Raw genomic sequence first — 22650 nt, 5'->3', positions numbered from 1 at the left:
ATTAGTTAACAGCCTTTCCGTCCAGGACCGTCGGCTCGCCGCGCAGGAAGGTCGCCACGATGCGACCCGGCAGCGTCATGCGGGCGTACGGGGTGTTGCGACTGCGGCTGGCCAGCTCCGCGGGCTCGATCACCCGGCGGGCCGCCGGGTCGACCAGGGTCAGGTTGGCCGGCACGCCGGGGGCCGGGTCGACGCCGTGGCCGTCCAGCCCGGCGATGCGGGCCGGGGCGCGCGACATGCGCTCGGCGATCAGGTCCCACTGCGGGCCGAGCACGTCCAGCGCGATCGACAGCGCCGTCTCCAGGCCGAGCATGCCCGGCCGGGCGTACGCCCACTCGCACTCCTTGTCCTCCACGGCGTGCGGGGCGTGGTCGGTGGCGATGACGTCGATCACGCCCTCGGCCAGCGCGGCGCGCAGCGCGGCGATGTCGGTGGCCGTGCGCAGCGGCGGGTTGACCTTGAACACCGGGTCGTAGGCTCCGGCTGGGCTCCAGTTGTTCGCGAGTGCGGGGCTCGCAAGCTCGCTCCTCCCGCTCACGACGGCGTCCGTCAGCAGCAGGTGGTGCGGGGTCACCTCGGCGGTGACGCGTACCCCCCGGGCCTTGGCCTGGCGCAGCACCTCGACGCTGCCGGCGGTGGAGACGTGGCAGACGTGCAGGCGGCTGCCGACGTGCTCGGCGAGCAGCACGTCCCGGGCGATGATCGCCTCCTCGGCGACCGCCGGCCAGCCGGTCAGCCCGAGCCGGGTGGACACCTCGCCCTCGTGCATCTGCGCGCCCTCGGTGAGCCGGGGCTCCTCGGCGTGCTGGGCGATGATCCCGTCGAACGCCTTGACGTACTCCAGCGCCCGGCGCATCAGCTTCGGGTCGGCGACGCAGTGCCCGTCGTCGGAGAAGATCCGCACCCGGGCCGCAGAGTCGGCCATCGCGCCCAGCTCGGCCAGGCGCTCGCCGGCCAGGCCGACGGTGACCGCGCCGATCGGCTGCACGTCGACCAGCCCGGCCTCCCGGCCGAGCCGCCAGACCTGCTCGACCACGCCGGCGGTGTCGGCGACCGGGGAGGTGTTCGCCATCGCGCAGACCGCCGTGTAGCCGCCGAGCGCCGCCGCCCGGGAGCCGGACTCCACGGTCTCGGCGTCCTCGCGGCCCGGCTCGCGCAGATGGGTGTGCAGGTCGACCAGGCCGGGCAGGGCGACCAGCCCGGTGCCGTCGACCACGGTGGCGTCGGGCGCGGTGAGGGCGGCGCCGGTCTGCGCGACGACGCCGTCGCGGATCAGCAGGTCGGTCGGCGCGGCGCCGACGACGCTCACGTTGGTGATCAGGTACGCGGTCACAGGTTGTTCCCCCCGAGCAGCAGGTAGAGGACGGCCATCCGCACGGAGACCCCGTTGGCGACCTGTTCGACGATGGTGGAGCGGGGCGAGTCGGCGACCTCGGGCGTGATCTCCATGCCCCGGTTCATCGGCCCGGGGTGCATGACGATCGCGTGCTCCGGCAGCCGGCGCATCCGGGGCGCGTCGAGCCCGTAGCGGCGGGCGTACTCGCGGGCCGAGGGGAAGTAGGAGTCGGTCATCCGCTCCCGCTGCACCCGCAGCATCATCACCACGTCCACGTTCGGCAGCACGGCGTCGAGGTCGTAGGAGACGTCGATGCCGGGCGCGAGGGCCTGCGCGATGTCGACGGGGATCAGCGTGGGCGGCCCGACCAGGGTGACCTTCGCCCCGAGGGTGGACAGCAGCAGCACGTTGGAGCGGGCGACCCGGGAGTGCAGCACGTCCCCGACGACCGCGACGTGCAGGCCGGCGAGCCGCCCCAGCCGGGCCCGCATCGTGTACGCGTCGAGCAGCGCCTGGGTGGGGTGCTCGTGGGTGCCGTCGCCGGCGTTGACCACCGACCCGTCGACCCAGTCGGCCAGCCGGTGCGGGGCGCCCGAGGCGGGGTGCCGGACGACGACCGCGTCGGCCCCCATCGCCTGGAGGGTGAGCGCGGTGTCCTTCAGGCTCTCGCCCTTGGTCACGCTGGAGCCCTTGGCCGAGAAGTTGATCACGTCGGCGCTGAGCCGCTTCGCCGCCGCCTCGAACGAGATCCGGGTGCGGGTGGAGTCCTCGTAGAAGAGGTTCACCACGGTCCGCCCGCGCAGCGCGGGCAGCTTCTTGACCTCGCGGCCGGCGACCGTGGCCATCTCGGCGGCGGTGTCCAGGATCAGGGTGGCGGTGGCGGCGTCCAGGTCGGCGCCGGAGAGCAGGTGGCGGATCATGCGGCGGTCGCCTCCCCGTACAGCCTGACCTCGTCGGCGCCGTCGGTCTCGGCGAGGGTGACCTTCACGTTCTCGGCCAGCGCCGTCGGGATGTTCTTGCCGACGTAGTCGGCGCGGATCGGGAGCTGCCGGTGGCCGCGGTCGACCAGGACGGCGAGCTGCACCGAGGCGGGGCGGCCCACGTCGCTGAGCGCGTCGAGGGCGGCCCGGACGGTGCGGCCGGAGAAGAGGACGTCGTCGACGAGGACGACCCGCTTGCCGTCGATCCCGCCGGCCGGGAGCTGGGTCGGGCCGACCGCGCGGGTGGCGTGCCGGCGCAGGTCGTCGCGGTAGAGGGTGATGTCGAGCACGCCGGCCGGGACGGCGACGTCCTCGAAGGTGCCGATCCGGGCGGCGAGTCGCCGGGCGAGCGGCACCCCGCGGGTGGGAATCCCGAGCAGCACCGTGTCGGCGGCGCCCTGGGTCTTCTCGAGGATCTGGTGTGCGATGCGGTCGACCACGCGCGAGACGTCCGCTGCGGCGAGGATCACCTTCACCGAGGGTTGTCGCGGTGGCGACGTGTGGGCAGCCGACGGGTAGGCCACGGCGGACCTCCTTCCCCGCCTCACGGGACGGGTCGTTAAAGGACGTCTGACGCCTCCGGCGGGCCGCGGGCGACCCGGGCGGGGGCTGCATGCCACGTTACCAGCGGTCATGGGAGGGGCCGACGCCGGCACTGACCCCAGAATCAGGCTGGCGAATCGGGATAACTCCACCCGCCCAGCCCAACGGTAGGGTCACGACCACTTGACCAGTTGTCGCAATCCCCGTACCGTCACGCTCCGTAGCGATCGCGGGGTGAACCCCGAGCAGCACTGGGAGTGTCCGAATGCCCTCTGAATACGCCAAGTCGCTGGGCGCCCGCCTGCGCTCCATCCGCCAGCAGCAGGGCCTGTCCCTGCAGGGAGTGGAGGAGAAGTCCAACGGGCGGTGGAAGGCCGTGGTGGTCGGCTCGTACGAGCGCGGTGACCGCGCCGTCACGGTGTCCCGCCTGGCCGAGCTGGCCGACTTCTACCGGGTGCCCGTCTCCGAGCTGCTGCCCGACGGCAGCGGGGTGCGACACGAGCCCACCAGCAAGATCGTCCTGGACCTGGAGCGGCTCTACGACGACGCCTCCGAGGACCTGGCCTACGTCGCCCGGTACGCCCGCGCCATCCAGCAGCAGCGGGGCGACTACAACGGCCGGGTGCTCTCCATCCGCGCCGACGACCTGCGCGCCCTGGCGATCGTCTACGACGCCTCGCCGTCCGGGCTGATCGAGCGCCTCACCGAGCACGGCGTGCTCGTCGCCGACCCGCGGGCGTTCTTCGCGTCCTGACGCGCCCACGGGGAGCTCTTCGCGCCCCGACAAAGGTCACGCCGAAAGGGCCCGTGCCGCAGGCACGGGCCCTTTTCGACACCGCCTCGCCGGCCGGCGCCCCGAGGGGCGACGGTCAGCGGGTGGCGTACTCGGCGATCCGGCCGAGCACCCCGTTGAGGAAGCGCGGCGAGTCGTCGGTCGACATCTGCCGGGCCAGCTCGACGGCCTCGCTGATCGCCACCGCGTCGTCGAGCTCGTCGACGTAGAGCAGCTCGTAGACGGCGATGCGGGCCAGGTTGCGGTCCACCGCCGGCATCCGGTCCAGCGTCCACCCCTCGGCGTAGCTGGCGATCAGCTCGTCGATCCGGTCCAGGTGCGCGGCCACCCCCTCGACGAGGCCGACCGCGTACCCCAGGTGCTCCGGGTGGGGCTTCTCGATCCGCTCGACGTAGCCGGCGAGCACCTCCACCGGCGGCCGGTCGCGCAGGTCGGCCTCGAAGAGCACGTCCAGCGCCCGCTTGCGCGCCTTGCGGCGCGCCGGCATCTGCTGCTTGGGCCCCTCGGCCATCAGGCGCGGCCGAGGTAACGGCCGTCGCGGGTGTCGACCTTGATCTTCTCGCCGGTGGTGATGAAGAGCGGCACCTGCACGGTCGCGCCGGTCTCGACCGTCGCCGGCTTGTTGCCGCCGGTGGACCGGTCGCCCTGCAGGCCCGGCTCCGTGTAGGTGATCTCCAGCACCACGGAGGTCGGCAGCTCGATGTAGAGCGGCACGCCCTCGTGGGTGGCGACGGTCGCCTCGGCCTCCGGCAGGAGGTAGTTGGCGGCCTCGCCGACGGTGCCCCCGGGGACGGTGATCTGGTCGAACGTCTCCAGATCCATGAAGACGTAGTCCTCGCCGTCGGCGTAGAGGTATTGCATCGTGCGCTTGTCCACGGTCGCGGTCTCGACCTTGGTGCCCGCGTTGAAGGTCTTGTCGACCACCTTGCCGGACAGCACGTTCTTCAGCGTGGTACGCACGAAGGCGCCACCCTTACCGGGCTTGACGTGCTGGAACTCCACGACGGCCCAGAGCTCCCCGTCGAGGTTGAGTACCAGGCCGTTCTTCAGGTCGTTGGTGGTGGCCATTTCCTGCCTTGATCATCAATTGGCGGACAGACCTGGCAAGTCTACTAGCTGCCGCCGCCGGCCGTACCCGCCGTCAGCCGCCGGTCGTTCCCGCGCCCGCGCGGGCAGCCTCCGCGCTCGCGCCGGCCGCCTCCGCGCGGGCCGCCAGGTGGTGCAGGGCGAGCCGGTAGCCGTCCACGCCCAACCCGCAGATCACCCCCGTCGCCACCGCCGAGACCACCGAGTGCGCGCGGAACTCCTCCCGGGCGTGGATGTTGGAGATGTGCACCTCCACCAGCGGGCCGCGCAGCAGGGCGCAGGCGTCCCGCACCGCGATCGAGTAGTGCGACCAGGCGGCCGGGTTGAGCACCACCGCCGCCTGCTCGTCGGCCGCCTCGTGCAGCCAGCCCACCAGCTCGTGCTCGGCGTCGGTCTGCCGCACCGTCACGTCCAGCCCCAGCTCCCGGCCGGTGGCCTCGCACAGCCCCACCAGGTCGGCGTAGCTGGTCGCCCCGTACACGTCGACCTGGCGGGTGCCCAGCCGGCCCAGGTTCGGCCCGTTGAGCACGTACACCCTCATGAGGAGACCTCCCGGTAGGCGGCGTGCAGCAGCTCGTCGTCCGGGCCCTCCAGGATCGCCGGGCGGGCCAGCGCGTCGAGCACCACGAACCGCAGCCGCGAGCCGCGGCTCTTCTTGTCGACCCGCATCGCGGCCAGCAGCTGCGGCCACGCGTCGGCCCGGTACGCCGTCGGCAGCCCCAGCGCCGTCAGCACCGTGCGGTGCCGCGCCGTGGTCTCCGGGTCAAGCCGGCCCGCCAGCCGCGCCAACTCCCCCGCGTAGACCAGGCCGACGGACACGGCGTGCCCGTGCCGCCAGCGGTACCCCTCCACCTTCTCGATCGCGTGGGCCAGGGTGTGACCGTAGTTGAGCACCTCGCGCACCCCGGACTCGCGCAGGTCGCCGGAGACCACGTCGGCCTTCACCCGGATCGCCCGCTCGATCAGCTCCCGGACCACCGGCGACGTCGGGTCCGTCGCCGCCGCGCGGTCCCGCTCGACCAGGTCGAGGATCACCGGGTCGGCGATGAACCCGCACTTGACCACCTCGGCCAGCCCCGCCGCCAGGTCGGCCGGCGGGAGGCTGTCGAGCACCGCGAGGTCGCACAGCACCCCGACCGGCGGGTGGAAGCCGCCCACGAGGTTCTTGCCGGCCGCCGTGTTGATCCCCGTCTTGCCGCCCACCGCCGCGTCGACCATGCCCAGCAGCGACGTCGCCACCGGCACCCAGCGCACCCCGCGCAGCCAGCAGGCCGCGACGAAGCCGGCCAGGTCGGTGACCGCGCCGCCGCCCACCCCCACCACCGCGTCGGTGCGGGTGAAGCCCGCCTCGCCGAGCCGGTCCCAGCACGCGGCGGCCACCTCGATGGCCTTGCCCGCCTCGGCGTCCGGCACCTCCACCAGCAGGGGGGCCGCCCCGGCCGCCGCCAGGCGCGCGCCGATCGCGTCGGCCAGCCCCTTCAGCGGCGGCGCGTGCAGCACCGCCACCCGGGTCGCGCCGGGCAGCAACGTCGGGAGCGAATCGAGCAGGTCGCGTCCCACCAACACGTCGTACGGCCGTTCGCCGCCGACCGGAATCCGGGTCACCTCGTCCATCGCCCGGCAGCCTAGTCCAGCCACGGCCCCCACGACGCCGCCTGTCCACTCCGTGGCGCACGGATCGCATGCAAGGAAGGGCACCTTGTTAACGCTTCCTGCATAGGAAGGGCCCCTTCCTAACACCACGCGCGGCGCGACGCCCGCGCTCGGCGCAGCGCCACCCGCACGTCACCGGCGGCGGCCGGCGGCGTTTAGCCGGGCAGGGCGGGGGCAGCGTTTCCAGCACGGACGGCGTTCCGGCACGGGCCGGCCGACGAGGCGGAGGTACCCCGCGATGAGCACACCCAGCACCGAGGGCGCCGACATCCGGCTGCCCGCCACGATCCTCGGCGTCGGCCTCGGCGGCTTCGCCGACGGCATCGTGCTGCACCAGGTGCTCCAGTGGCACCACATGCTCAGCGGCACCGGCAGCGACAACGTCGGGGTCAAGGCGTACCCGGTGGACACCGTGCCCGGCCTGGAGATGAACACCCTGTGGGACGGGATCTTCCACGTGGTGACCTGGGTGGCGGTGCTGACCGGCCTGGCCCTGCTCTACGCCCGGGTCACCGGGTCGCGGGGGCTGCTGTGGCGCTCCCCCGTGCTGTGGGGCTGGGCACTGGTCGGCTGGGGGTTGTTCAACCTCGTCGAGGGGATCGTCGACCACCACCTGCTCGGCATCCACCACGTGCGCGAGGGCGCGTACCGGACGTGGTGGGACCTCGGGTTCCTGGCGCTCGGGGCGGCGCTGGTCGCCGTCGGTTGGCTGGTGCAGCGCCGCGGCACGACCGTGGACGTCTGCGCCGACCGCCGGTGACCCGACATGATCGGGGGCCTGGCAGTGGGCGGAGGCAGCCACGGCGGGCACGACGGGTACGCGCCGGGGCCCGCGCTGCTCGTACCCCTGGTGATCTTCTGGGTCTATCTCGCCGCCGCGCTGCGGCAGCGCGGGCCCGACGGCGGCGGCTGGCCGCACCGGCGCACGGCGGCCTTCGGCGCGGGGGCCGGCCTGCTGGCGGTGGGGCTGGCCCTGCCGGCCGGCGGCTTCGCCGCGCACGCCTGGCAGCACCTGCTGGTCGGCATGCTCGCGCCGCTCGGGCTGGTGCTCGGCGCGCCGGTCACCCTGGCGCTGCGCAGCATCGACCGGCGGCGCGGCCGGGCCCTGGTGCGGCTGCTGCGCCGCCCCGCCCTCGCCGCGCTCGCCCACCCGGTGACCGGCCTCGCGCTCACCACCGGCGGGCTGTACGTGCTGTACCTGACGCCGCTGTACCGGGCGACGCTGGCGCACCCGGCCCTGCACCACCTGGTGCACCTGCACTTCCTGCTCTCGGGGCTGCTCTTCACCTGGTCGGTCGCCGGCCCCGACCCCGGCCCGCACCGCCCCCGGGTGCCGGCGCGGCTCGTGGTGCTCGGGGTCGCCGTGGCCGCCCACGCCACCCTGGCCCAACTGCTGTACGCGGGACTCGCCGTGGACGTCCCGGCCCCGCCGGAGCAGCTGCGCGCCGGGGCGACGGTCATGTACTACGGCGGCGACCTCGCCGAGATCGCCCTGGCGCTGGCCCTCCTCGCCACCTGGCGTCCTCAGGTGGGGCACCGTCGCGTGTCGGTGGGGCCGGTTAGCATCCGCCGGTGACGCTCACCCCTGACGACCTCGTCGGCTACGTCGCCAACGGGCTCGACGCCGACCTCGCCCGCTGGTTCGCCGACCGTCCGCCCGTCACGGTTCCCGCCGGGACCCGGCCGGTCGCGCCGATGCTCGACCGGCTCCCGCCGACGGCCGCCACCGCCCTGGCGGCGTTCGACCAGCGCGTGCGGTCGGGGCGCATGCCCCAGTTCCTGGACATCTACGACTGGTCCTACGGGTTCGACTTCGCGGGCAACGACTGCGGAATCCTGGACGCCGACTACGAGACGGTGCTCACCGACGACGACGTCTACTCCGTCGGCGCCGACGGGGGCGGCAACCTGCACGTGGTGCTCGCCAACGGGCAGGTCGGCCTGTGGTTCCACGAGGAGGAGGTCGTCGAGGGCGGCACCCGCTTCGACAGCCTCGACGTCTTCGTCTGGTCGGTGGTGCGCTACCACGCGGTGCGCGCGGGGGTGCTCGACCGGGCGGCGGTCGAGGCCGACTTCCTGTCGCTGGGTCAGGACGGCGCGCTGGAGCCGGAGGTCGGGCTGCTCAGTTCCATGAAGGCAACCGGGGGCGGGGAGCGCGTCAGGGCTTGAGCAGGGCGGCGACCTCGGCGGCGATCTCCTCCGGCGTACGCCCGTCGGTGACCACCGTCGCGGTCGCCACCTCCGCGTAGAGCGGGCGGCGCTGGTCCATCAGGTGCTTCAGCGTCGCCCTCGGGTTGATCGCCAGCAGCGGCCGGCCGGCACCCAGCCCGACCCGCTTCACCGCGTCGGCCAGCTCGACGCTCAGGTGCACCACGGTGTGCCCGACCAGGGCGGCGCGGTTCTCCTCGGCGAGCACCGCGCCGCCGCCGAGGGCGAGCACCCCGGCGCAGGAGGTCAGCGCCGCGGCGGTGGCGGCCCGCTCCAGGGCGCGGAAGTGGTCCTCGCCCTCGTCGACGAAGATCTCCGGGATCGGCTTGCCGGCCATCGCCTCGATGTCGGCGTCGGTGTCGCGGAACTCCACCCCGAGCAGCGCGGCGAGCGTCTCCCCGACGGTGGTCTTCCCGGAGCCGGGCGACCCGACGAGGACGACCACCGGCCGCGTCCGGCCGACCGGGTCACCGGGCAGCGCCGAGTCGTCGGGCGAAGTCGGGCTCACCGGATCACCAGGGAGTCGAGGTAGCCGGCCAGGTTGCGGCGCATCTCGGCCACCGAGTCGCCGCCGAACTTCTCCACGGCGGCCTCGGCGAGCACCAGCGCCACCATCGCCTCGGCGACCACGGCGGCGGCCGGCACGGCGCACACGTCGGAGCGCTGGTTGATGGCGGTCGCCGGCTCCCTCGTGGTCACGTCCACCGTGGCCAGGGCCCGGTTCAGCGACGAGATCGGCTTCATCGCCGCCTTCACCCGCAGCGGCTCGCCGGTGGTGATGCCGCCCTCCAGGCCACCGGCCCGGTCGGTCACCCGGCGCACCCCGGTCGCGGTCGGCACGATCTCGTCGTGCGCCTCCGAGCCACGGGAGCGGGCCTGCAACCAGCCGTCGCCGATCTCCACACCCTTGATCGCCTGGATCGACATCAGCGCGGTGGCGAGCCGGGCGTCGAGCTTGCGGTCCCACTGCACGTGGCTGCCCAGGCCCGGCGGCACCCCGTACGCCAGCACCTCGACCACGCCGCCCAGCGTGTCGGCGGCCTTCTTCGCGGCATCGACCTCGGCGACCATCCGGGCGCTCGCGTCGGAGTCGAGGCAGCGCAGCGGGTCGGCGTCGATCCGCTCGGCGTCCTCCGGCGTGGGGCGCAGCCCCGGCTTCGCGGCGACCGGGCCCAGCTCCACGACGTGCGAGACGATCTCGATGCCGAGGGCCTGCTTCACCAGGGCCTTCGCCACGGTGCCGACGGCGACCCGGGCGGCGGTCTCCCGCGCGCTGGCCCGCTCCAGGATCGGCCGGGCGTCGGTGTGGCCGTACTTCTGCATGCCGGCAAGATCGGCATGGCCCGGACGCGGGCGGGTCAGCGGCGCGTTGCGGGCCTGCCGGGCCAGCTCGTCGGGGTCCACCGGGTCGGCGGCCATCACCGTCTGCCACTTGGGCCACTCGGAGTTGCCGACCCGGATGGCGACGGGGCTGCCGAGGGTGACGCCGTGCCGGAGGCCGCCGATGATCTCGACGACGTCCTGCTCGAAGGCCATCCGGGCGCCCCGGCCGTAGCCGAGCCGGCGGCGGGCCAGCTCACCGGCGATCTCGCCGGTGGTCACCTCGATCCCGGCGGGCACGCCCTCCAGCATCGCGACGAGGGCGGGACCGTGCGATTCACCTGCAGTCAACCAGCGCAACACGTGGGCAAGTCTGTCACGCCCGGGTTACGTCCCACCGGGCCGCCCACCGCGTCCCGCCCTACGGACGCGCCGCCCGGACGCCACGGGCCCGGCGCGGGTACCCGACCCCGGAACAGACGAGATCTTGGACGCTTGCTGTCCGAGCGGCTGACAGTAGGTGTCCAAGGTCTGGCGCCTACTGCCGGGTCAGCCCGAGGACGGCGGCCAGGCGGGTGACGTCGGCAGAGGTGGGGCCCGTGCGAAGAATCGTGGTGAGGGTGGCCCTGGCGGCGGAACGGGCTCGGGTCTCTGCGGGGGCGAGGCGGTCGGCGGTGAGGAGAGCACGGCCGGCAGCCGCCGGGTCGCCGAGGTCGAGGTGGGCGCGGGCGATGTCGACGAGGTGGGCGGCGCGATGCTCGGCGGGGAGCCGGTGCCAGCCCTCGCTGTTGGCGGCGTGTCGGTGGAGGGTGACGGCGTGGTGGTGGTCGCCGAGGTGGGTGGCGACCAGGGCACGGGCGAGGGTGACAGCGACGGGGCCAAAGGCGACGCCGTCGCCGTCGTACTGCCGGTTGCCGTGGGCGAGGGCGACGGCGCGTTCGGTGAGGTCGTGGGCGGTGGCGGCGTCACCACAGGTAGCGGCGGCGACGGCGGCCTCGATCAACAGGGTCCCGGTCAGTCCCGGTTCGTCGGCCAGCAGGGCACGCGACGGCGTCAGGTCGAGCTGGTGTACGGCGCTGAGCGCGGCAGCCTTCGCGAGGCGACCCCGGCGCAGGGCGCGCAGCGCCTGGGCGAGGGAGACGGCGGCGAGCCCGGTGCGGTGTGCGTCTCCGGTGGCAGCGATCATGGCGCGGTCGGCGGCCAGCAGGCCGAGGTGGGGTTCACCGAGCTTGACCAGCGTCTGGGCGGCGAGCCGGTAGACGCGGACGAGCGGATCGGCGACGGACGCGTCCCCGGTCGGGGTGTGGTGGGCGTGCCGGCTGGCGGCGAGCAGGTCGGGCAGGGTGCGCAGCACCTGCGGATGATGGCCCTTGCGGTACGCGGCCCAGGCGTACCCGGCCTGGTCGTCGAGCTGCCGCACGCACGGGCCGTCGGCATCGGGCGGGTCGTGGCGGGCCAGCGCCGCCCGGATGCGTTCCACGGCTGCCTCGGTGTCGGTGACGGCTTCCCGGCGCGGCTTGTCGGCGAGCAGGACCGCCGGGGCGACCCCCAGCGCCCCGGCGACGGTCTCGATGACGGAGAGCCGGTCGAGGGTGCGTACGCCTCGCTCGACCTTGTCGACCCAGCTCTTCGACCTGCCGATCCGGTCGGCGAAGACCTGCTGGCTCATCCCCCGGCGGGCCCGTAACTCGGCCATCCGCCGCCCGATCGGCACCTCGGCGCGGGCGCGGGGAACCGGCGCGGTCATCTGTCCTGCTCCGGCGGCATGGCGTAGGTGTGCTCGCCGCAACGCGGGCACCAGCGGGACTTGACCCGGAACGCGAGCAGCCCGAGCAGGAAGCCCGGCACCAGCCCACCGAACACAATCGACACGGCATCGGAGATCACCAGAAACCGTCGCCTTCTTGGGGGATGGAGGGTCGGCACGTTGGCCTGCCTGGGCCCCTCGGATCCAGCCACCCGGCCCAGCACAGGGGGCGCGTTACCTGTGACGGGTGCGAAACGAACAGCACCGGCTGCGCGGAACATGGCATGCACTGAAAGCTGCCAGCGTGTCACGGACGGTGGGACCGCTCGCGTGTGACTATGCGGGGACGTCTACGAAAGGTCCTATTCGCCATGGCGCGGAACGATGCACTCAAGGCTGCGATCGTGGCAGCCGGTCTCTCCTTTGCCGACCTCGCCGAGAGGTGCGATGTGGACGCGAAGACCGTGCAGAGATGGGTCAGCCGGGGACGCGTCCCTCATCCTCGCTCCAGAGTGCGCGTAGCAGAGGTGCTGGGCGAGGATGTGGGGGTGCTGTGGCCTGAGATGATCCGACGTGCCGTGAAGGTTGGAAGCGACCGGGAACTGCTCGGCGTCTATCCACGCCGCGCAGACCTGCCCCAGTCGGTGTTCCGTGACGCCATCGGGCGCGCCAGTTCTCGGCTGTGGTTCGGCGGATACACCAGCTACTTCCTCTGGCTGGAGATGCCCGGTGTCTCCGCCACGCTCGAAGCCAAGGCAAGCGCCGGGGCCGACCTGCGATTCCTGCTCGGGGATCCGGACAGCCCGGTCACAGCCGAGCGGGAGAGGATCGAAGCGACTCCGCTCACGCTGTCGACTCGTATCGCGATGACACGGGCAGAACTGAGCAAGGTCGGCACCGTGATTCCGGTCCGCTTCTCTACCCGTCATCTCGCCATGTCCGTGTGGGTCTTCGACGAGGAGGCCATAGTCGCCACACACATCGGGGCGGGGCTCGGGCAGGACTCCGTGACGCTGCACCTGCGACGGTGCCAGGACGGGGGAGCGTTCGATCGGTATGTCGAGCACTTCGAGTCCTTGTGGACCGACGGCAAGCCTGCCCCACGGCACTGAGCCCCAACCGCCACGCCACCCCTCCCCTCCCGCCCCGGGCCCGGTGATCAAGAGAAAAGCGTCAAGTTTGATCTTCACGATGACGCAAACCTCTTGATCACCGACCGGGGCGGGGCGGGGCGGGGCGCAAGCGGGGGGCGGGGCGGGGCGGGGTTAGCGGGTGGCCAGGGTGCGGGCGTCGGCGGCGATGACGCGGGCCTTCGCCTCCGGCAGGAAGCGGCCGGCGTGCCGTTCGGCGTACCGGGCCAGCTGCGCGTACCGGCCCTTCACCAGGTGGTTGGTGAGCACCGTCAGCGCCTGGTCCGCAGCGCCGGAGGTGAGCACCAGGTGACCGAGGCCGGCCGGGGTCACCGCGACGGTGAAGGTGGCCTCGGCGGTGGCGGTGCCCTTCGGGCCGCTCGCCACGGCGCGCAGCCGGTGCGCGCCGGCCGCCAGCCCGGTCAGGTCGAGGGGCTTGCCCACCGGCACCGCCGCCCCGTCAAGGGTGACGGTCACGGTGTCGGCGTCGGTGGCCGGCACGGTGAGCACCGGCCGCTGCGCCCGGTCCAGCTCGACGCCGTCGGCCGGGGCGGCGATCGACACGGTGGGGACCGCCGCGCCGAGCTGACCGGCGGCGTTCCAGCCGGCCAGCTCCGCCGGCCGGTTGGTGATGATCCCGTCGGTGCCGATCCGCTCCAGCTGCTGCCACTGCGCCGGCGAGTCGACCGTCCAGGCCATGACGGCGACACCGGCGGCGTGCAGGTCGGCGATCACCGACGGCCGGGCCAGCAGCGCCGTACCCGTCGGGTTGTACGCCGTGACGCCCAGCTCCCGCGCCATGGCGACCGGATCGGCGTCCAGGCCGCTGCGCAGCAGGCCGGTCGGCAGCTCGGGGGCGAGTTCCCGGGTGAACCGTAGGGCGTCGACCTCGAAGCTCTGCACGAAGACGCGGGTCGTCATCTTCTCGGCGCGGATCACCTCGACGATGCGGGCCACCTCGTCACGGGTGTGCGCGCCCTTGATCTCCAGCAGCAGGTTGCCGCCCCGGGTCCGCAGGTCGGCGAGCTGCTCGGCGAGGGTGGGCAGCCGGGCCCCGGCGTACTGCGGGGCGAACCAGGAGCCGGCGTCGAGCGCCTTGAGCTGGGCGGCGGTGAGCGTACGGATCGCGCCCGAACCGTCGGTGGTGCGGTCGACGGTGGCGTCGTGCAGCACGAACGGCACCCCGTCGCGGCTGGGCTGGACGTCGTTCTCGACGAAGTCCGCGCCGGAGCGGCGGGCGATCTCCTGCGCGACGAGGGTGTTCTCGGGGGCGGCGGCGGACGCGCCCCGGTGGGCGATGATGGTCATCGGGGCACCGGCCGGGCGTAGGTAGCCGTTCGGCGGCAGCTCGGTGACCAGCACGTCGTCGAAGGAGACGCTGCCGCCGTTGACGATCAGGGCCTGCCCGCCGTCGGTGGACCGGGTGAGGCTGGTGGTGCGCAGCAGCTGGCGGCCGTCGAGGAACCAGCGGGCCTGGTTGCCGTGCACCTCCACGGCGACCAACATGTCCCGCCCGGTCCCGGCGGCGTACGGCGCGGAGCCGGTGTTGGTGACGTTCCAGGCGTTGGCGGTGGTGAGCTGGGCGAACTCCAGGCCGTTCGCGGCGGTGGTGCCGCTGCGCATGGTGGCGATCCACCACGGGGTGCGCCCGTCGGCGGGCACGTCGAGGCCGAGCGCCGTCCACCGGGTCGCCTCGGCGACGGACTCGAAGCGGACGGTCGCGGAGAACCGGAAGTCGGTGAGGTGCCGGCCGAAGGTGATCTTCTTGGTGCCGCTGGTGGCGGTGCCGCGCAGCCGGCCGTCGCGCACCGTCCACTCCCCGTCGATGGCCCGCCAGCCGGCGGGCAGCGTACCGGCGGAGAAGTCCTCGGCGACGACGACGTCACCGGGCTTCGCAGCGGCCGGGGCGGGGGCGGATATCTGGACGGCGGCGAGCAGGCCGGCGGTCGTGGCGAGTGCCGCGAGAACGGCCACGGGCCGGCGCGGCCGTCGGTTCAAGGTCAACATGCCCCGGACGCTAGGAACCGCACCCGAACTCCCGGTGTCGCCCCCACTGACGCCGGCCGGCCCCCGGATGCACACCGGGGGCCCGGCCCGCTCGGTCGACGGCGAATGTCGGGGAGGTAGCGGTATCCGTGGGTGCGGATACCGCCATGTCGCCGACATGGCGGCGCTGAACCGAGCGCGCCGCCGCGCGGGGCGGGGCGGGCGACCGAGCCGGGGCTGGCAGGACCGGGGCTAGCGGGTCGGGCGGATCTCGATGCCCACCTCGGCCGACAGCGCGGCGGCCATCGCCGCGACCGGGGCGCGGATGCCGGTGAAGTGCTCGAACTGGCCGACCGCCTGGGCGACCAGCAGGTCCAGCCCGGACACCACCCGGCAGCCGGCCGCCTCGGCCGAGGCGGCGAGGGGGGTGGGCCACGGGTCGTACAACGCGTCGAAGTAGACCGCGCCGGGCCGCCACCGGGCCTGCGCCGCGATCGGGTCGGCGACGCCCTTCGGGACGGTGGAGACGACCACGTCGGCGTCGGTGTGCCCGGCCGCGTCGGCCCAGTCGGCACCGGCCAGCCGCAGGCCGAGCGCGTCGGCGGCCGGGCGCAGCTCGTCGATGGCCGACGCGCGGCGGGCCACCACGGTCACCGTGCCCGAGCCGAGGCGGGCGGCGGCGGCCAGGGCGGCCCGCGCGGTGCCGCCCGCGCCGAGCACGGTGAACCGGGCCCCCGGCGGCACGCCGGCCGCGCCGAGCAGCTCGATCATGCCGGCGGCGTCGGTGTTGTCCGCGTACCAGGAGCCGTCGGGGCGGTGGACCAGCGTGTTCGCCGCGCCCATCGCGGCGGCGACGGGCGACACCTCGGCCGCGAGGGTGAGGGTGGCCTCCTTGCAGGGCATGGTCACCGACAGCCCGGCCCACTCGGGGCCGAGGCCGGCGACCATCGCCGCCAGCTCCGCCTCCGCGCACTCGATCGTCGTGTACGACCACCCGGCGAGGCCGGCGGCGGCGTAGCCGGCGTTGTGGATCACCGGGGAGAGGGAGTGACTGATCGGCTTGCCGACCACCGCCGCCCTGTAAACCGACACGTCACTCCCTCATCCAAGGTTCCGAACTAGGGAAGCGTAGCCACCGTCGAGCAGTTGCCGACACCGGTGCGGCAGATCCGGTAGGAGTAGCCGGAGCGCGCAAAACCCGCCCAACCCTCGGTCGCGGTGCAGATGGAGTTGCCCTTGTAAGACCAACTGCTACTGCTGGGGGCCCGCTCCTGCCAACGCGCGCAGTGCCCGTCGGTCAGCGTGTCGGTGGCAAAGAGGTCCCAGTCACCATTCTTGATGTAGACAGCACGTCCCGACGCGCCGGTGGTGCTCTTGGTGATCTCGGCCGCCTGGGCCGGCACCGCTGCGAAAGCGAGCACCACCGCGGTGCCCGTAGCGACGATTCCAGCCCTCGTGGCCCATGCGTTCATCTTGATCAAAGCCCGCTCCCCGTCCGTGTAGTGACTACCGTCCGTCAGAGCGTAGGGATCCATCAATAGCTCATCAAGGTGATTATCGATGCAGACCCGACCCGCGACGGTCCGGCCCACCCGTTGGGCGGACCGGACGATCCCTCGGCAACTCAGATGATTCCGGCCTCTTCCGCCTTCCTCTGATTGCGGAGCTGCTCCTCGTACGTCTCGGCAAAGGCGGAGTGCCCCTGCCTGTCGATCGCCACGAAGTAGAGCCACTTACCGGGCGGCGGGTCCATTGCCCCCTCCATGGCCTGCTTGCCAGGGTTGTTGATCGGGCTGGGGATCATCCCGCGCAGCTTGCGGTTGTACGGGTTCTTCTTGTCGTCCAACTCGGCGTCGGTCATGTCCTTCGACGTCTTGGTCTTCTGCCCGGTCAGCTCCAGGTAGTAGTTGACCGTGACGTCCATCTCCAGGCAGTTGCACGGGAACTCGCCGTACACCCGGTTGTAGGCCACCCGGGCGACCTTGCCGAGGTCGTCCTTGTTGCCGGCCTCGGCCTGGGCGAGGGACGCGACGATCAGCGCCTCGTACGGGCTGATGCCGCCCCGCTCCTCCTGCACCCGGTCGGCGAACTTCATCTCGCCGGTGACGGTGAGGAAGTTCTGCACCATCGTCGACAGCAGGATCTCGGCGGTGGCCTTCGGCGGGATCTCGTACGTGTCCGGGTAGAGGAAGCCCTCGATCGACTTCTTCGCCGGTTTGCCGTCGGTGCGCTTGAACCACCAGTCCGGCACGCCGAGCCCTTCCGGGTCCTTCGCGGCGGCCTCGAACTCCTTGATCGGGATCTTGGTCTTCTCCGACAGGAGCTTGTAGGTGCGCTTGGCCGTGGTCCCCTCGGGGATGGTGATCTGGTTGGTGATCTTGTTCTTCAGGTCGAGCAGCATGACCAGGGCCTGCTCGCCGCTCATCTGCTTGCGCACCTTGTAGGTGCCGGGCTGGATGTTCTTGCTGCGCGAGTTGGCCTCGGCCGCCTCGATGAACGCCTTGGCGCTCTTGACCACCCCGGCGTCGTAGAGCGCGACGGCCATGTCGGCGATCAGCGCGCCCTGCTTGATCTCGACGGTCACCTCGCCCGTGCCGGCCCCGTCGTAGTCGGGGGTGACGAAGTAGCTCTGCACCCGGTCGAAGCCGTAGAAGGCCCCGCCGCCGATGACGCCGAGCAGCACGAAGGCCATCAGCAGGGCGAGCGCGGTCTTGCCCCCGCTCCCGCCCGACTCGCCCTTGCGCTTGCGTACGTAGCTGCGCCGGTGCTTGCCCTTGTCACCACTCCGTTCCGACTCGTCGAAACCGAGGTCCAGATCGTCGATCATCGCGTCCGCCTCCGCTGCGCGTCCAGCCAGCTCTGCAGGATCTCGACCGCGGCGGCCTGGTCGACCACCGCGCGTTGGCGCTTTCCCCGGACGCCACGCTCGGCAAGCCTACGAGAAGCCACGACCGTCGACATCCTCTCGTCGGTGAGCGTTACCGGAACGGGCGCTATTACGTCAGCCAACCGGTCAGCATACGCCTTCACATTCCGGGCGGCCGGGCCGTGCTGGCCGGAGAGGTTGACCGGTAGGCCGACGACCACCTCGACGCACTCGTGCTCGGCGATCAGGGCGACGAGCTCGGCCATGTCGCTGGGCACCGCGTCCTCGGCCGTTGTCAGGTCCCGGGCGAGTGTCACCAGCGGGGTGGCCAGCACCCCGTGCGGGTCGGACCGGGCGACCCCGACCCGCACCTGCCCCACGTCGACGCCCAGCCGGACACCGTGCACCGTTTCGGTCATCTTCCGTTCATCCTGCCCTGAAAGACCGTTCATCCTGCCCTGAAAAGACCGTTGTCCGCCCGGAAGCGGTTTTCGTCCTGCCCTGGAACGGGTCAGGGCGGACCGTGACGGCCCGCCCTGACCCGACGTGCGGCGCGCTACGCGTCGGCGATCGCCTGCTCGACCGTGGCCAGCAGCTTCGGCGCCTCGGCCGCCGGCAGGCCGCCGCCCTGGGCCAGGTCGTCGCTGCCGCCGCCCCGACCGGAGAACGCCGCCTTGACCAGGTCCTTCGCCGCCAGGCCCCGGCTGCGGGCCGCCGCGTTCACGGCCACCACGAGGGACGCCTTGCCGTTCGACCGGGCCGCCACGGCCACCACGGCCGGCCGCGCCGGGTCGATCTTGCCGCGGATCTCCTGGGCCAGGGTCCGCACGTCGTTGCCGGCCGCGCCCTCGGGCGCCTCGGTGCCGACGTACGCCACCCCGCGCACGTCCTTCGCCTGCCCGGCGAGGGCCGCCGCTCCGCCGAGCACGAGCTGGGCGCGCAGCTTCTCCAGCTCCTTCTCGGCGTCGCGGAGCTGGGTGACGGTCTGCTCCACCCGGTCGGCGACCTGGTCGCCGGGGACCCGGAACAGCTCGGCGAGCCGGGAGACCAGCAGGTGCTCGCGGGCCAGGAAGCCGAACGCGTCCATGCCGACGAGCGCCTCGATGCGGCGTACGCCCGAACCGACCGACGCCTCGGAGAGGATCTTGACGAGGCCGAGCTGGGCCGAGCGGGCCACGTGGGTGCCGCCGCACAGCTCCCGGGCGTAGTCGCCGACCTCGACGACCCGCACCCGCTCGCCGTACTTCTCGCCGAACAGCGCCATCGCGCCGATGCGGCGGGCCTCCTCCTGGCTGGTGACGAAGGCGTGCACCTCCAGGTCGGCCAGGAGCACCTCGTTGACCTGCTGCTCCACGTCGTGCAGGACGCTCGGCGACACCCCGGTCGGCGTGTTGAAGTCGAACCGCAGCCGGCCCGGCGCGTTCAGCGAACCCGCCTGGGTGGCCGACTCGCCGAGGAAGTTGCGCATCGTCTGGTGCACCAGGTGGGTGGCCGTGTGCGAGCGGGAGATGGCCCGCCGTCGGGTCACGTCGATCTCGGCGTACCCGGTCTCGCCGGCGCGCACCTCGCCCCGGACGACGCGGGCGCGGTGCACGATCAGGCCCGGCACCGGCTGCTGCACGTCGAAGACCTCGACCTGGCCGCCGCCGACGGTGATCAGGCCCTGGTCGGGCTGCTGGCCGCCGCCCTCGGCGTAGAAGGGGGTGGTGTCGAGCACCAGCTCGACCGTGTCACCCTCGGCGGCCGCGCCGACCTGGTCGCCGCCGGAGAGCACGGCGCGGACCCGGGACTCCCGGTTCAGCTCCGTGTAGCCGGTGAACTCCACCGGCCCGCCCGCGTCCAGCACCGACCGGTACGCCGACAGGTCGGTGTGCCCGGTCTTGCGCGCCCGCGCGTCGGCCTTGGCCCGGGCCCGCTGGTCGGCCATCAGCCGGCGGAAGCCGTCGGCGTCGACCTGGAGACCCTGCTCGGCCGCGATCTCCAGGGTCAGGTCGATCGGGAAGCCGTAGGTGTCGTGCAGCTGGAACGCCTTGTCGCCCGACAGCGCCGGCTTGCCCGCCGACTTGGTCTCGGCGATCGCCGTGTCCAGGATCGTCGTCCCGGCGCGCAGCGTCGCCAGGAAGGCGTCCTCCTCGGCGTACGCGTACTGCGAGATCCGGTCGAACTCGGCCGCCAGCTCCGGATACGACGGGGCCATGCAGTCCCGCGCCACCGGCAGCAGCTCGGGCAGCGCCCGGTCCTGCCAGCCGAGCAGCCGCACCGCCCGGATGGCGCGGCGCATGATGCGGCGCAGCACGTACCCGCGCCCCTCGTTGCTCGGGGTGACCCCGTCGCCGATCAGCATCAGCGCGGTGCGCACGTGGTCGGCGATCACCCGCAGCCGCACGTCGTCGGGGTGCGACTCGCTGGCGACGTGGCCGGAGTGCGCGCCGTACCGCTTGCCGGTCAGCTCGGCGGCGCGGGCCAGGATCGGCCGGACCTCGTCGATCTCGTAGAGGTTGTCGACGCCCTGCAGCAGGGACGCCATCCGCTCCAGGCCCATGCCGGTGTCGATGTTCTTCTTCGGCAGGTCGCCGACGATCTGGAAGATTTCCTTGCTCTGCACGTCGTCGATCTGGAACTGCATGAAGACGAGGTTCCAGAACTCCAGGTACCGGTCCTCGTCGACCTCCGGGCCGCCCTCGCGCCCGTAGGCGGGGCCCCGGTCGTAGTACAGCTCGGAGCACGGGCCGGCCGGGCCGGGGATGCCCATCGACCAGAAGTTGTCCTTCTTGCCCCGCCGGACGATCCGCTCGGCCGGCATGCCGACGGAACGCCAGATCTCGGCCGCCTCGTCGTCGTCGAGGTAGACCGTCGCCCAGATCCGCTCCGGGTCCAGCCCGAAGCCGCCCTCGGCGACCGACTTGGTGACCAGGTCCCAGGCGAGCGGGATCGCCCCGGCCTTGAAGTAGTCACCGAAGGAGAAGTTGCCGTTCATCTGGAAGAACGTGCCGTGCCGGCTGGTCTTGCCGACCTCGTCGATGTCCGGGGTGCGGATGCACTTCTGCACGCTGACCGCCCGGGAGTAGGGCGGGGTGTGCTGCCCCAGGAAGTAGGGGACGAACTGCACCATGCCGGCGTTGACGAACAGCAGGTTCGGGTCGCTGATGGCGGGCAGCGGAGCGGACGGCACCACGGCATGGCCGTTCGCCTCGAAGTGGGCGAGATACCGCCGCTTGATCTCCGCCGTCTTCATCGCTGGTGCTCCTCCGGAAAGATCTCTCGGTCGCCGATGCGCGGGTCCTCCCGCAGCTCGGCGAACTGGTCGTCGAACGCCTCGCCCCGGGCGAACGCCTCGTGGATCTCCTGCTCGCGCTCGGCCATCCCGATCCGGACGTCCTCCACGAAGCTACGCAGCGACTCCACCAGACCGCCAGCGGATTGCGACAGGCCACCGGCGATGCCGGCCGGCGTGTACGCGTGCGCGGCCTGGGTCGCCTTGCGCACCACCACCACGCCGACGGCCAGCCCGATGCCCAGCCAGAACAGGCGCCTCATGATCTCATCCCTCCGTCGCCGGCCGGCTCAGGCGTTGCCGCGCTTGGCGGCGCGGCGCTGCTGCTTGATGGTGTCGCGCACCTCGCGCTCGGTCTCGGCGTGCCGGCGGGCGGCCGCGGCCCGGCGTACGCCATAGCCGAAGGCGGCCACCTTCACCAGCGGGTTCGCGGCGGCGGCGGAGACCACGGTGGCCAGGTTCGCCACGTTGGCGGTGACGTTCTGGGCGTGGGTGGTCATCGTGTCCACCTTGGCCAGCTGGAGGTTGACCCCGTCCAGCGAGACCTGCACCTGCTCCAGGGCGGTGTTGACGTTCTTCACGGTGGTGTTGACGTCACCGAGCAGGGGCGCGGTGCGGTCGTTGAGGTCGTTGATCATGCGGGTGGCCGCGTCCACGGTGTGCCGCAGCCGCAGGATGGGCAGCGTCAGGATCAACACGAGCATCGCGAACGCGATCGCCGCGATCAGCGCCGCGACCTCTCCAAAACTCACGCCTGTCCTCCTCGAGCAGAGTTCCGGGGCCCGACGCCCCGGAACGCGCGACCGTGAAACCCACACCGTCGTACGGCGACCCGCCCCGGGTCAGCGGGGGCAGGCGGGCCTACCAGCCCCAGACCCTACCGTCAGTGATGAAACCCGGCTCACGACGGTGACGGTGTCGGCGTCAACTCGCCGAGCGGATCCTCGCTCAGGGTCGGGAAGGGATCCTCGCCGGTGAGCGACGGGTCGGTGCTCGGCTGGGGCCGGGTCCGCTCGTCGTCGATGGCGTTGCGGACCTTCACCGACACCAACGACCCATTGCACTCCCCCGCTGCGGGGGGCGTGGCCAGGGACGTCGGCGCGGGCTCCCCGTCGATCGGCGGCGGGACGCAGGTCGGCTCGCGTACCCACAGGTCGAGGGTCAGCTCGTCGCGACGCCAGCAGGTGTAGTCGCCCTTCGCCGGCTGCTCGGGGCAGCGGGTCACCTTCCACGGCTGCCAGCCGGACTCGGTCAGGGCCCGCTCGTAGGCCCGCGCCGTCTCCTCGACCGGCCGCTGCGACTCGACGGTGCGCTCGCGCAGCCGGCACTCCTCCACGCACCAGCGGCTGCCGCTGACGTTGTCGACGGTCTTCGTGGCCGCCCAGCCGGGCACGTTCAGCCCGTCGAGGGTGTCGAAGACGGGGTCGCGGCTCAGCGTACGGATGCCGAAGTAGAGCGGCAGGGCACCCAGCAGCACCACGCTGACCAGCGCGAGCACGCCCATCCGCAGCCGACGGCGCTCCCGCATCTGCCGCCGCAGCTCCGACCGGGCGCCGCGCAGGCCGCCCGACGCGTCCTCGTCCGCAACGTCCGGGTCGTCCGCGTTCGCGGCCCGGCGCAACTGGGCCGCCCCGGCAGGCTCCGCGCCGTCGGGGCCGGGGCCGGATGCGTCGCCGCCCGGACGGGCGGCGGGGCCCGGGCCGAGCCGGTGCACCTCCAGGCCGGGCC

The 22650-nt window shown here is 72.7% G+C and carries 25 protein-coding genes; 5 read left to right on the top strand and 20 right to left on the bottom strand.

The window, feature by feature from the left end:
• Nucleotide 1 precedes the first annotated feature (1 nt).
• The 3 genes from TK50_RS26100 to pyrR are packed head-to-tail and all read right to left on the bottom strand — an operon-like array spanning nucleotide 2 to nucleotide 2840.
• On the bottom strand, nucleotides 2-1333 hold the full coding sequence (locus tag TK50_RS26100; protein ID WP_043967968.1) for a dihydroorotase: 1332 nt from the start codon (nucleotides 1331-1333) through the stop codon (nucleotides 2-4).
• Entirely contained in the window at nucleotides 1330-2256 is a 927-nt protein-coding gene (locus tag TK50_RS26095) for an aspartate carbamoyltransferase catalytic subunit (RefSeq protein ID WP_043967966.1), read from the bottom strand. The genes TK50_RS26100 and TK50_RS26095 overlap by 4 nt, the downstream gene beginning before the upstream one ends.
• Nucleotides 2253-2840 (bottom strand): bifunctional pyr operon transcriptional regulator/uracil phosphoribosyltransferase PyrR, encoded by a 588-nt coding sequence (pyrR, locus tag TK50_RS26090; RefSeq protein ID WP_043967965.1) that lies wholly within the window; start codon nucleotides 2838-2840, stop codon nucleotides 2253-2255. The genes TK50_RS26095 and pyrR overlap by 4 nt, the downstream gene beginning before the upstream one ends.
• A 284-nt stretch (nucleotides 2841-3124) precedes the next feature.
• Between pyrR and bldD the strand changes: the two genes are divergently transcribed.
• Nucleotides 3125-3613, top strand: a complete 489-nt coding sequence (bldD, locus tag TK50_RS26085; RefSeq protein WP_007075816.1) for a transcriptional regulator BldD — start codon at nucleotides 3125-3127, stop codon at nucleotides 3611-3613.
• Between the two features lie 115 nt (nucleotides 3614-3728).
• Here bldD and nusB read toward each other — a convergent pair whose 3' ends face one another.
• From nusB to aroB, 4 genes are all read right to left on the bottom strand, one after another.
• Nucleotides 3729-4139: a transcription antitermination factor NusB gene (gene nusB / locus TK50_RS26080; RefSeq protein WP_176734315.1), complete on the bottom strand. Its 411-nt coding sequence runs from the start codon at nucleotides 4137-4139 to the stop codon at nucleotides 3729-3731.
• Nucleotides 4140-4162: 23 nt separating this feature from the next.
• A complete protein-coding gene (efp, locus tag TK50_RS26075) occupies nucleotides 4163-4720 on the bottom strand; it encodes an elongation factor P (RefSeq protein ID WP_007075814.1) in 558 nt (185 codons plus the stop codon).
• A gap of 73 nt (nucleotides 4721-4793) precedes the next feature.
• Nucleotides 4794-5279, bottom strand: coding sequence for a type II 3-dehydroquinate dehydratase (gene aroQ, locus TK50_RS26070; protein ID WP_043967959.1), 486 nt, complete (start codon nucleotides 5277-5279; stop codon nucleotides 4794-4796).
• Entirely contained in the window at nucleotides 5276-6352 is a 1077-nt protein-coding gene (gene aroB / locus TK50_RS26065) for a 3-dehydroquinate synthase (RefSeq protein WP_043967957.1), read from the bottom strand. Before aroB ends, aroQ begins: the two co-directional genes overlap by 4 nt.
• A gap of 277 nt (nucleotides 6353-6629) precedes the next feature.
• On the opposite strand from aroB, the gene TK50_RS26060 reads away from it, so the two are divergent.
• Genes TK50_RS26060 through TK50_RS35505 form a run of 3 tightly spaced genes read left to right on the top strand, consistent with a single transcriptional unit; the run spans nucleotide 6630 to nucleotide 8560 of the window.
• Nucleotides 6630-7151 carry a DUF2243 domain-containing protein gene (locus TK50_RS26060; protein ID WP_043967954.1) on the top strand — a complete coding sequence of 174 codons (522 nt, stop codon included), beginning with the start codon at nucleotides 6630-6632 and terminating at the stop codon, nucleotides 7149-7151.
• 6 nt (nucleotides 7152-7157) lie between these two features.
• Nucleotides 7158-7967, top strand: coding sequence for a cytochrome c oxidase assembly protein (locus TK50_RS26055; RefSeq protein ID WP_043967952.1), 810 nt, complete (start codon nucleotides 7158-7160; stop codon nucleotides 7965-7967).
• The gene (locus tag TK50_RS35505) at nucleotides 7964-8560 is read left to right on the top strand and encodes a hypothetical protein (protein ID WP_043967949.1); all 597 of its coding nucleotides are present in this window, start codon (nucleotides 7964-7966) and stop codon (nucleotides 8558-8560) included. The genes TK50_RS26055 and TK50_RS35505 overlap by 4 nt, the downstream gene beginning before the upstream one ends.
• On the opposite strand, the gene TK50_RS26045 is transcribed toward TK50_RS35505, so the two are convergent.
• The 4 genes from TK50_RS26045 to TK50_RS35500 form a co-directional block, all read right to left on the bottom strand.
• Nucleotides 8550-9077, bottom strand: coding sequence for a shikimate kinase (locus TK50_RS26045; RefSeq protein ID WP_043969385.1), 528 nt, complete (start codon nucleotides 9075-9077; stop codon nucleotides 8550-8552). The genes TK50_RS35505 and TK50_RS26045 overlap by 11 nt on opposite strands.
• A 26-nt stretch (nucleotides 9078-9103) precedes the next feature.
• Complete coding sequence (gene aroC / locus TK50_RS26040) at nucleotides 9104-10282, bottom strand: chorismate synthase (RefSeq protein ID WP_043967948.1); 1179 nt, start codon at nucleotides 10280-10282, stop codon at nucleotides 9104-9106.
• A 175-nt stretch (nucleotides 10283-10457) separates the two neighbouring features.
• A complete protein-coding gene (locus tag TK50_RS26035; protein ID WP_043967947.1) occupies nucleotides 10458-11666 on the bottom strand; it encodes a helix-turn-helix domain-containing protein in 1209 nt (402 codons plus the stop codon).
• Entirely contained in the window at nucleotides 11663-11791 is a 129-nt protein-coding gene (locus TK50_RS35500; protein WP_277814347.1) for a hypothetical protein, read from the bottom strand. The genes TK50_RS26035 and TK50_RS35500 overlap by 4 nt, the downstream gene beginning before the upstream one ends.
• Nucleotides 11792-12037: 246 nt before the next feature.
• Here TK50_RS35500 and TK50_RS26025 point away from each other — a divergent pair, with 246 nt between their 5' ends.
• Entirely contained in the window at nucleotides 12038-12778 is a 741-nt protein-coding gene (locus TK50_RS26025; protein ID WP_043967945.1) for a helix-turn-helix domain-containing protein, read from the top strand.
• A 153-nt stretch (nucleotides 12779-12931) separates the two neighbouring features.
• Here TK50_RS26025 and TK50_RS26020 read toward each other — a convergent pair whose 3' ends face one another.
• The 9 genes from TK50_RS26020 to TK50_RS25980 all read right to left on the bottom strand — a co-directional run bounded on the left by TK50_RS26020 (nucleotide 12932) and on the right by TK50_RS25980 (nucleotide 22450).
• Nucleotides 12932-14803 (bottom strand): glycerophosphodiester phosphodiesterase family protein, encoded by a 1872-nt coding sequence (locus TK50_RS26020; protein WP_043967942.1) that lies wholly within the window; start codon nucleotides 14801-14803, stop codon nucleotides 12932-12934.
• A gap of 231 nt (nucleotides 14804-15034) precedes the next feature.
• Nucleotides 15035-15874, bottom strand: coding sequence for a shikimate dehydrogenase (locus TK50_RS26015; protein ID WP_082106618.1), 840 nt, complete (start codon nucleotides 15872-15874; stop codon nucleotides 15035-15037).
• 26 nt (nucleotides 15875-15900) lie between these two features.
• A complete protein-coding gene (locus TK50_RS26010; protein ID WP_043969383.1) occupies nucleotides 15901-16254 on the bottom strand; it encodes a hypothetical protein in 354 nt (117 codons plus the stop codon).
• A 152-nt stretch (nucleotides 16255-16406) separates the two neighbouring features.
• Nucleotides 16407-17609: an endolytic transglycosylase MltG gene (gene mltG / locus TK50_RS26005; protein WP_043967936.1), complete on the bottom strand. Its 1203-nt coding sequence runs from the start codon at nucleotides 17607-17609 to the stop codon at nucleotides 16407-16409.
• On the bottom strand, nucleotides 17606-18067 hold the full coding sequence (gene ruvX / locus TK50_RS26000) for a Holliday junction resolvase RuvX (RefSeq protein ID WP_043967933.1): 462 nt from the start codon (nucleotides 18065-18067) through the stop codon (nucleotides 17606-17608). The genes mltG and ruvX overlap by 4 nt, the downstream gene beginning before the upstream one ends.
• 137 nt (nucleotides 18068-18204) lie before the next feature.
• Nucleotides 18205-20883: an alanine--tRNA ligase gene (gene alaS / locus TK50_RS25995; protein WP_043967928.1), complete on the bottom strand. Its 2679-nt coding sequence runs from the start codon at nucleotides 20881-20883 to the stop codon at nucleotides 18205-18207.
• Nucleotides 20880-21185, bottom strand: coding sequence for a hypothetical protein (locus TK50_RS25990; protein ID WP_043967926.1), 306 nt, complete (start codon nucleotides 21183-21185; stop codon nucleotides 20880-20882). Before TK50_RS25990 ends, alaS begins: the two co-directional genes overlap by 4 nt.
• Nucleotides 21186-21212: 27 nt before the next feature.
• Complete coding sequence (locus TK50_RS25985) at nucleotides 21213-21674, bottom strand: DUF948 domain-containing protein (RefSeq protein ID WP_043967924.1); 462 nt, start codon at nucleotides 21672-21674, stop codon at nucleotides 21213-21215.
• Nucleotides 21675-21823: 149 nt separating this feature from the next.
• Nucleotides 21824-22450, bottom strand: coding sequence for a hypothetical protein (locus tag TK50_RS25980; RefSeq protein ID WP_043969382.1), 627 nt, complete (start codon nucleotides 22448-22450; stop codon nucleotides 21824-21826).
• Nucleotides 22451-22650: the final 200 nt, after the last annotated feature.

The organism is Micromonospora haikouensis, from assembly GCF_000876225.1.
In the GTDB taxonomy this organism is placed as follows: domain Bacteria; phylum Actinomycetota; class Actinomycetes; order Mycobacteriales; family Micromonosporaceae; genus Micromonospora; species Micromonospora haikouensis.
Note: the sequence above shows the minus strand (reverse complement) of the source record. Positions and strands in the feature narration are given on the sequence as shown.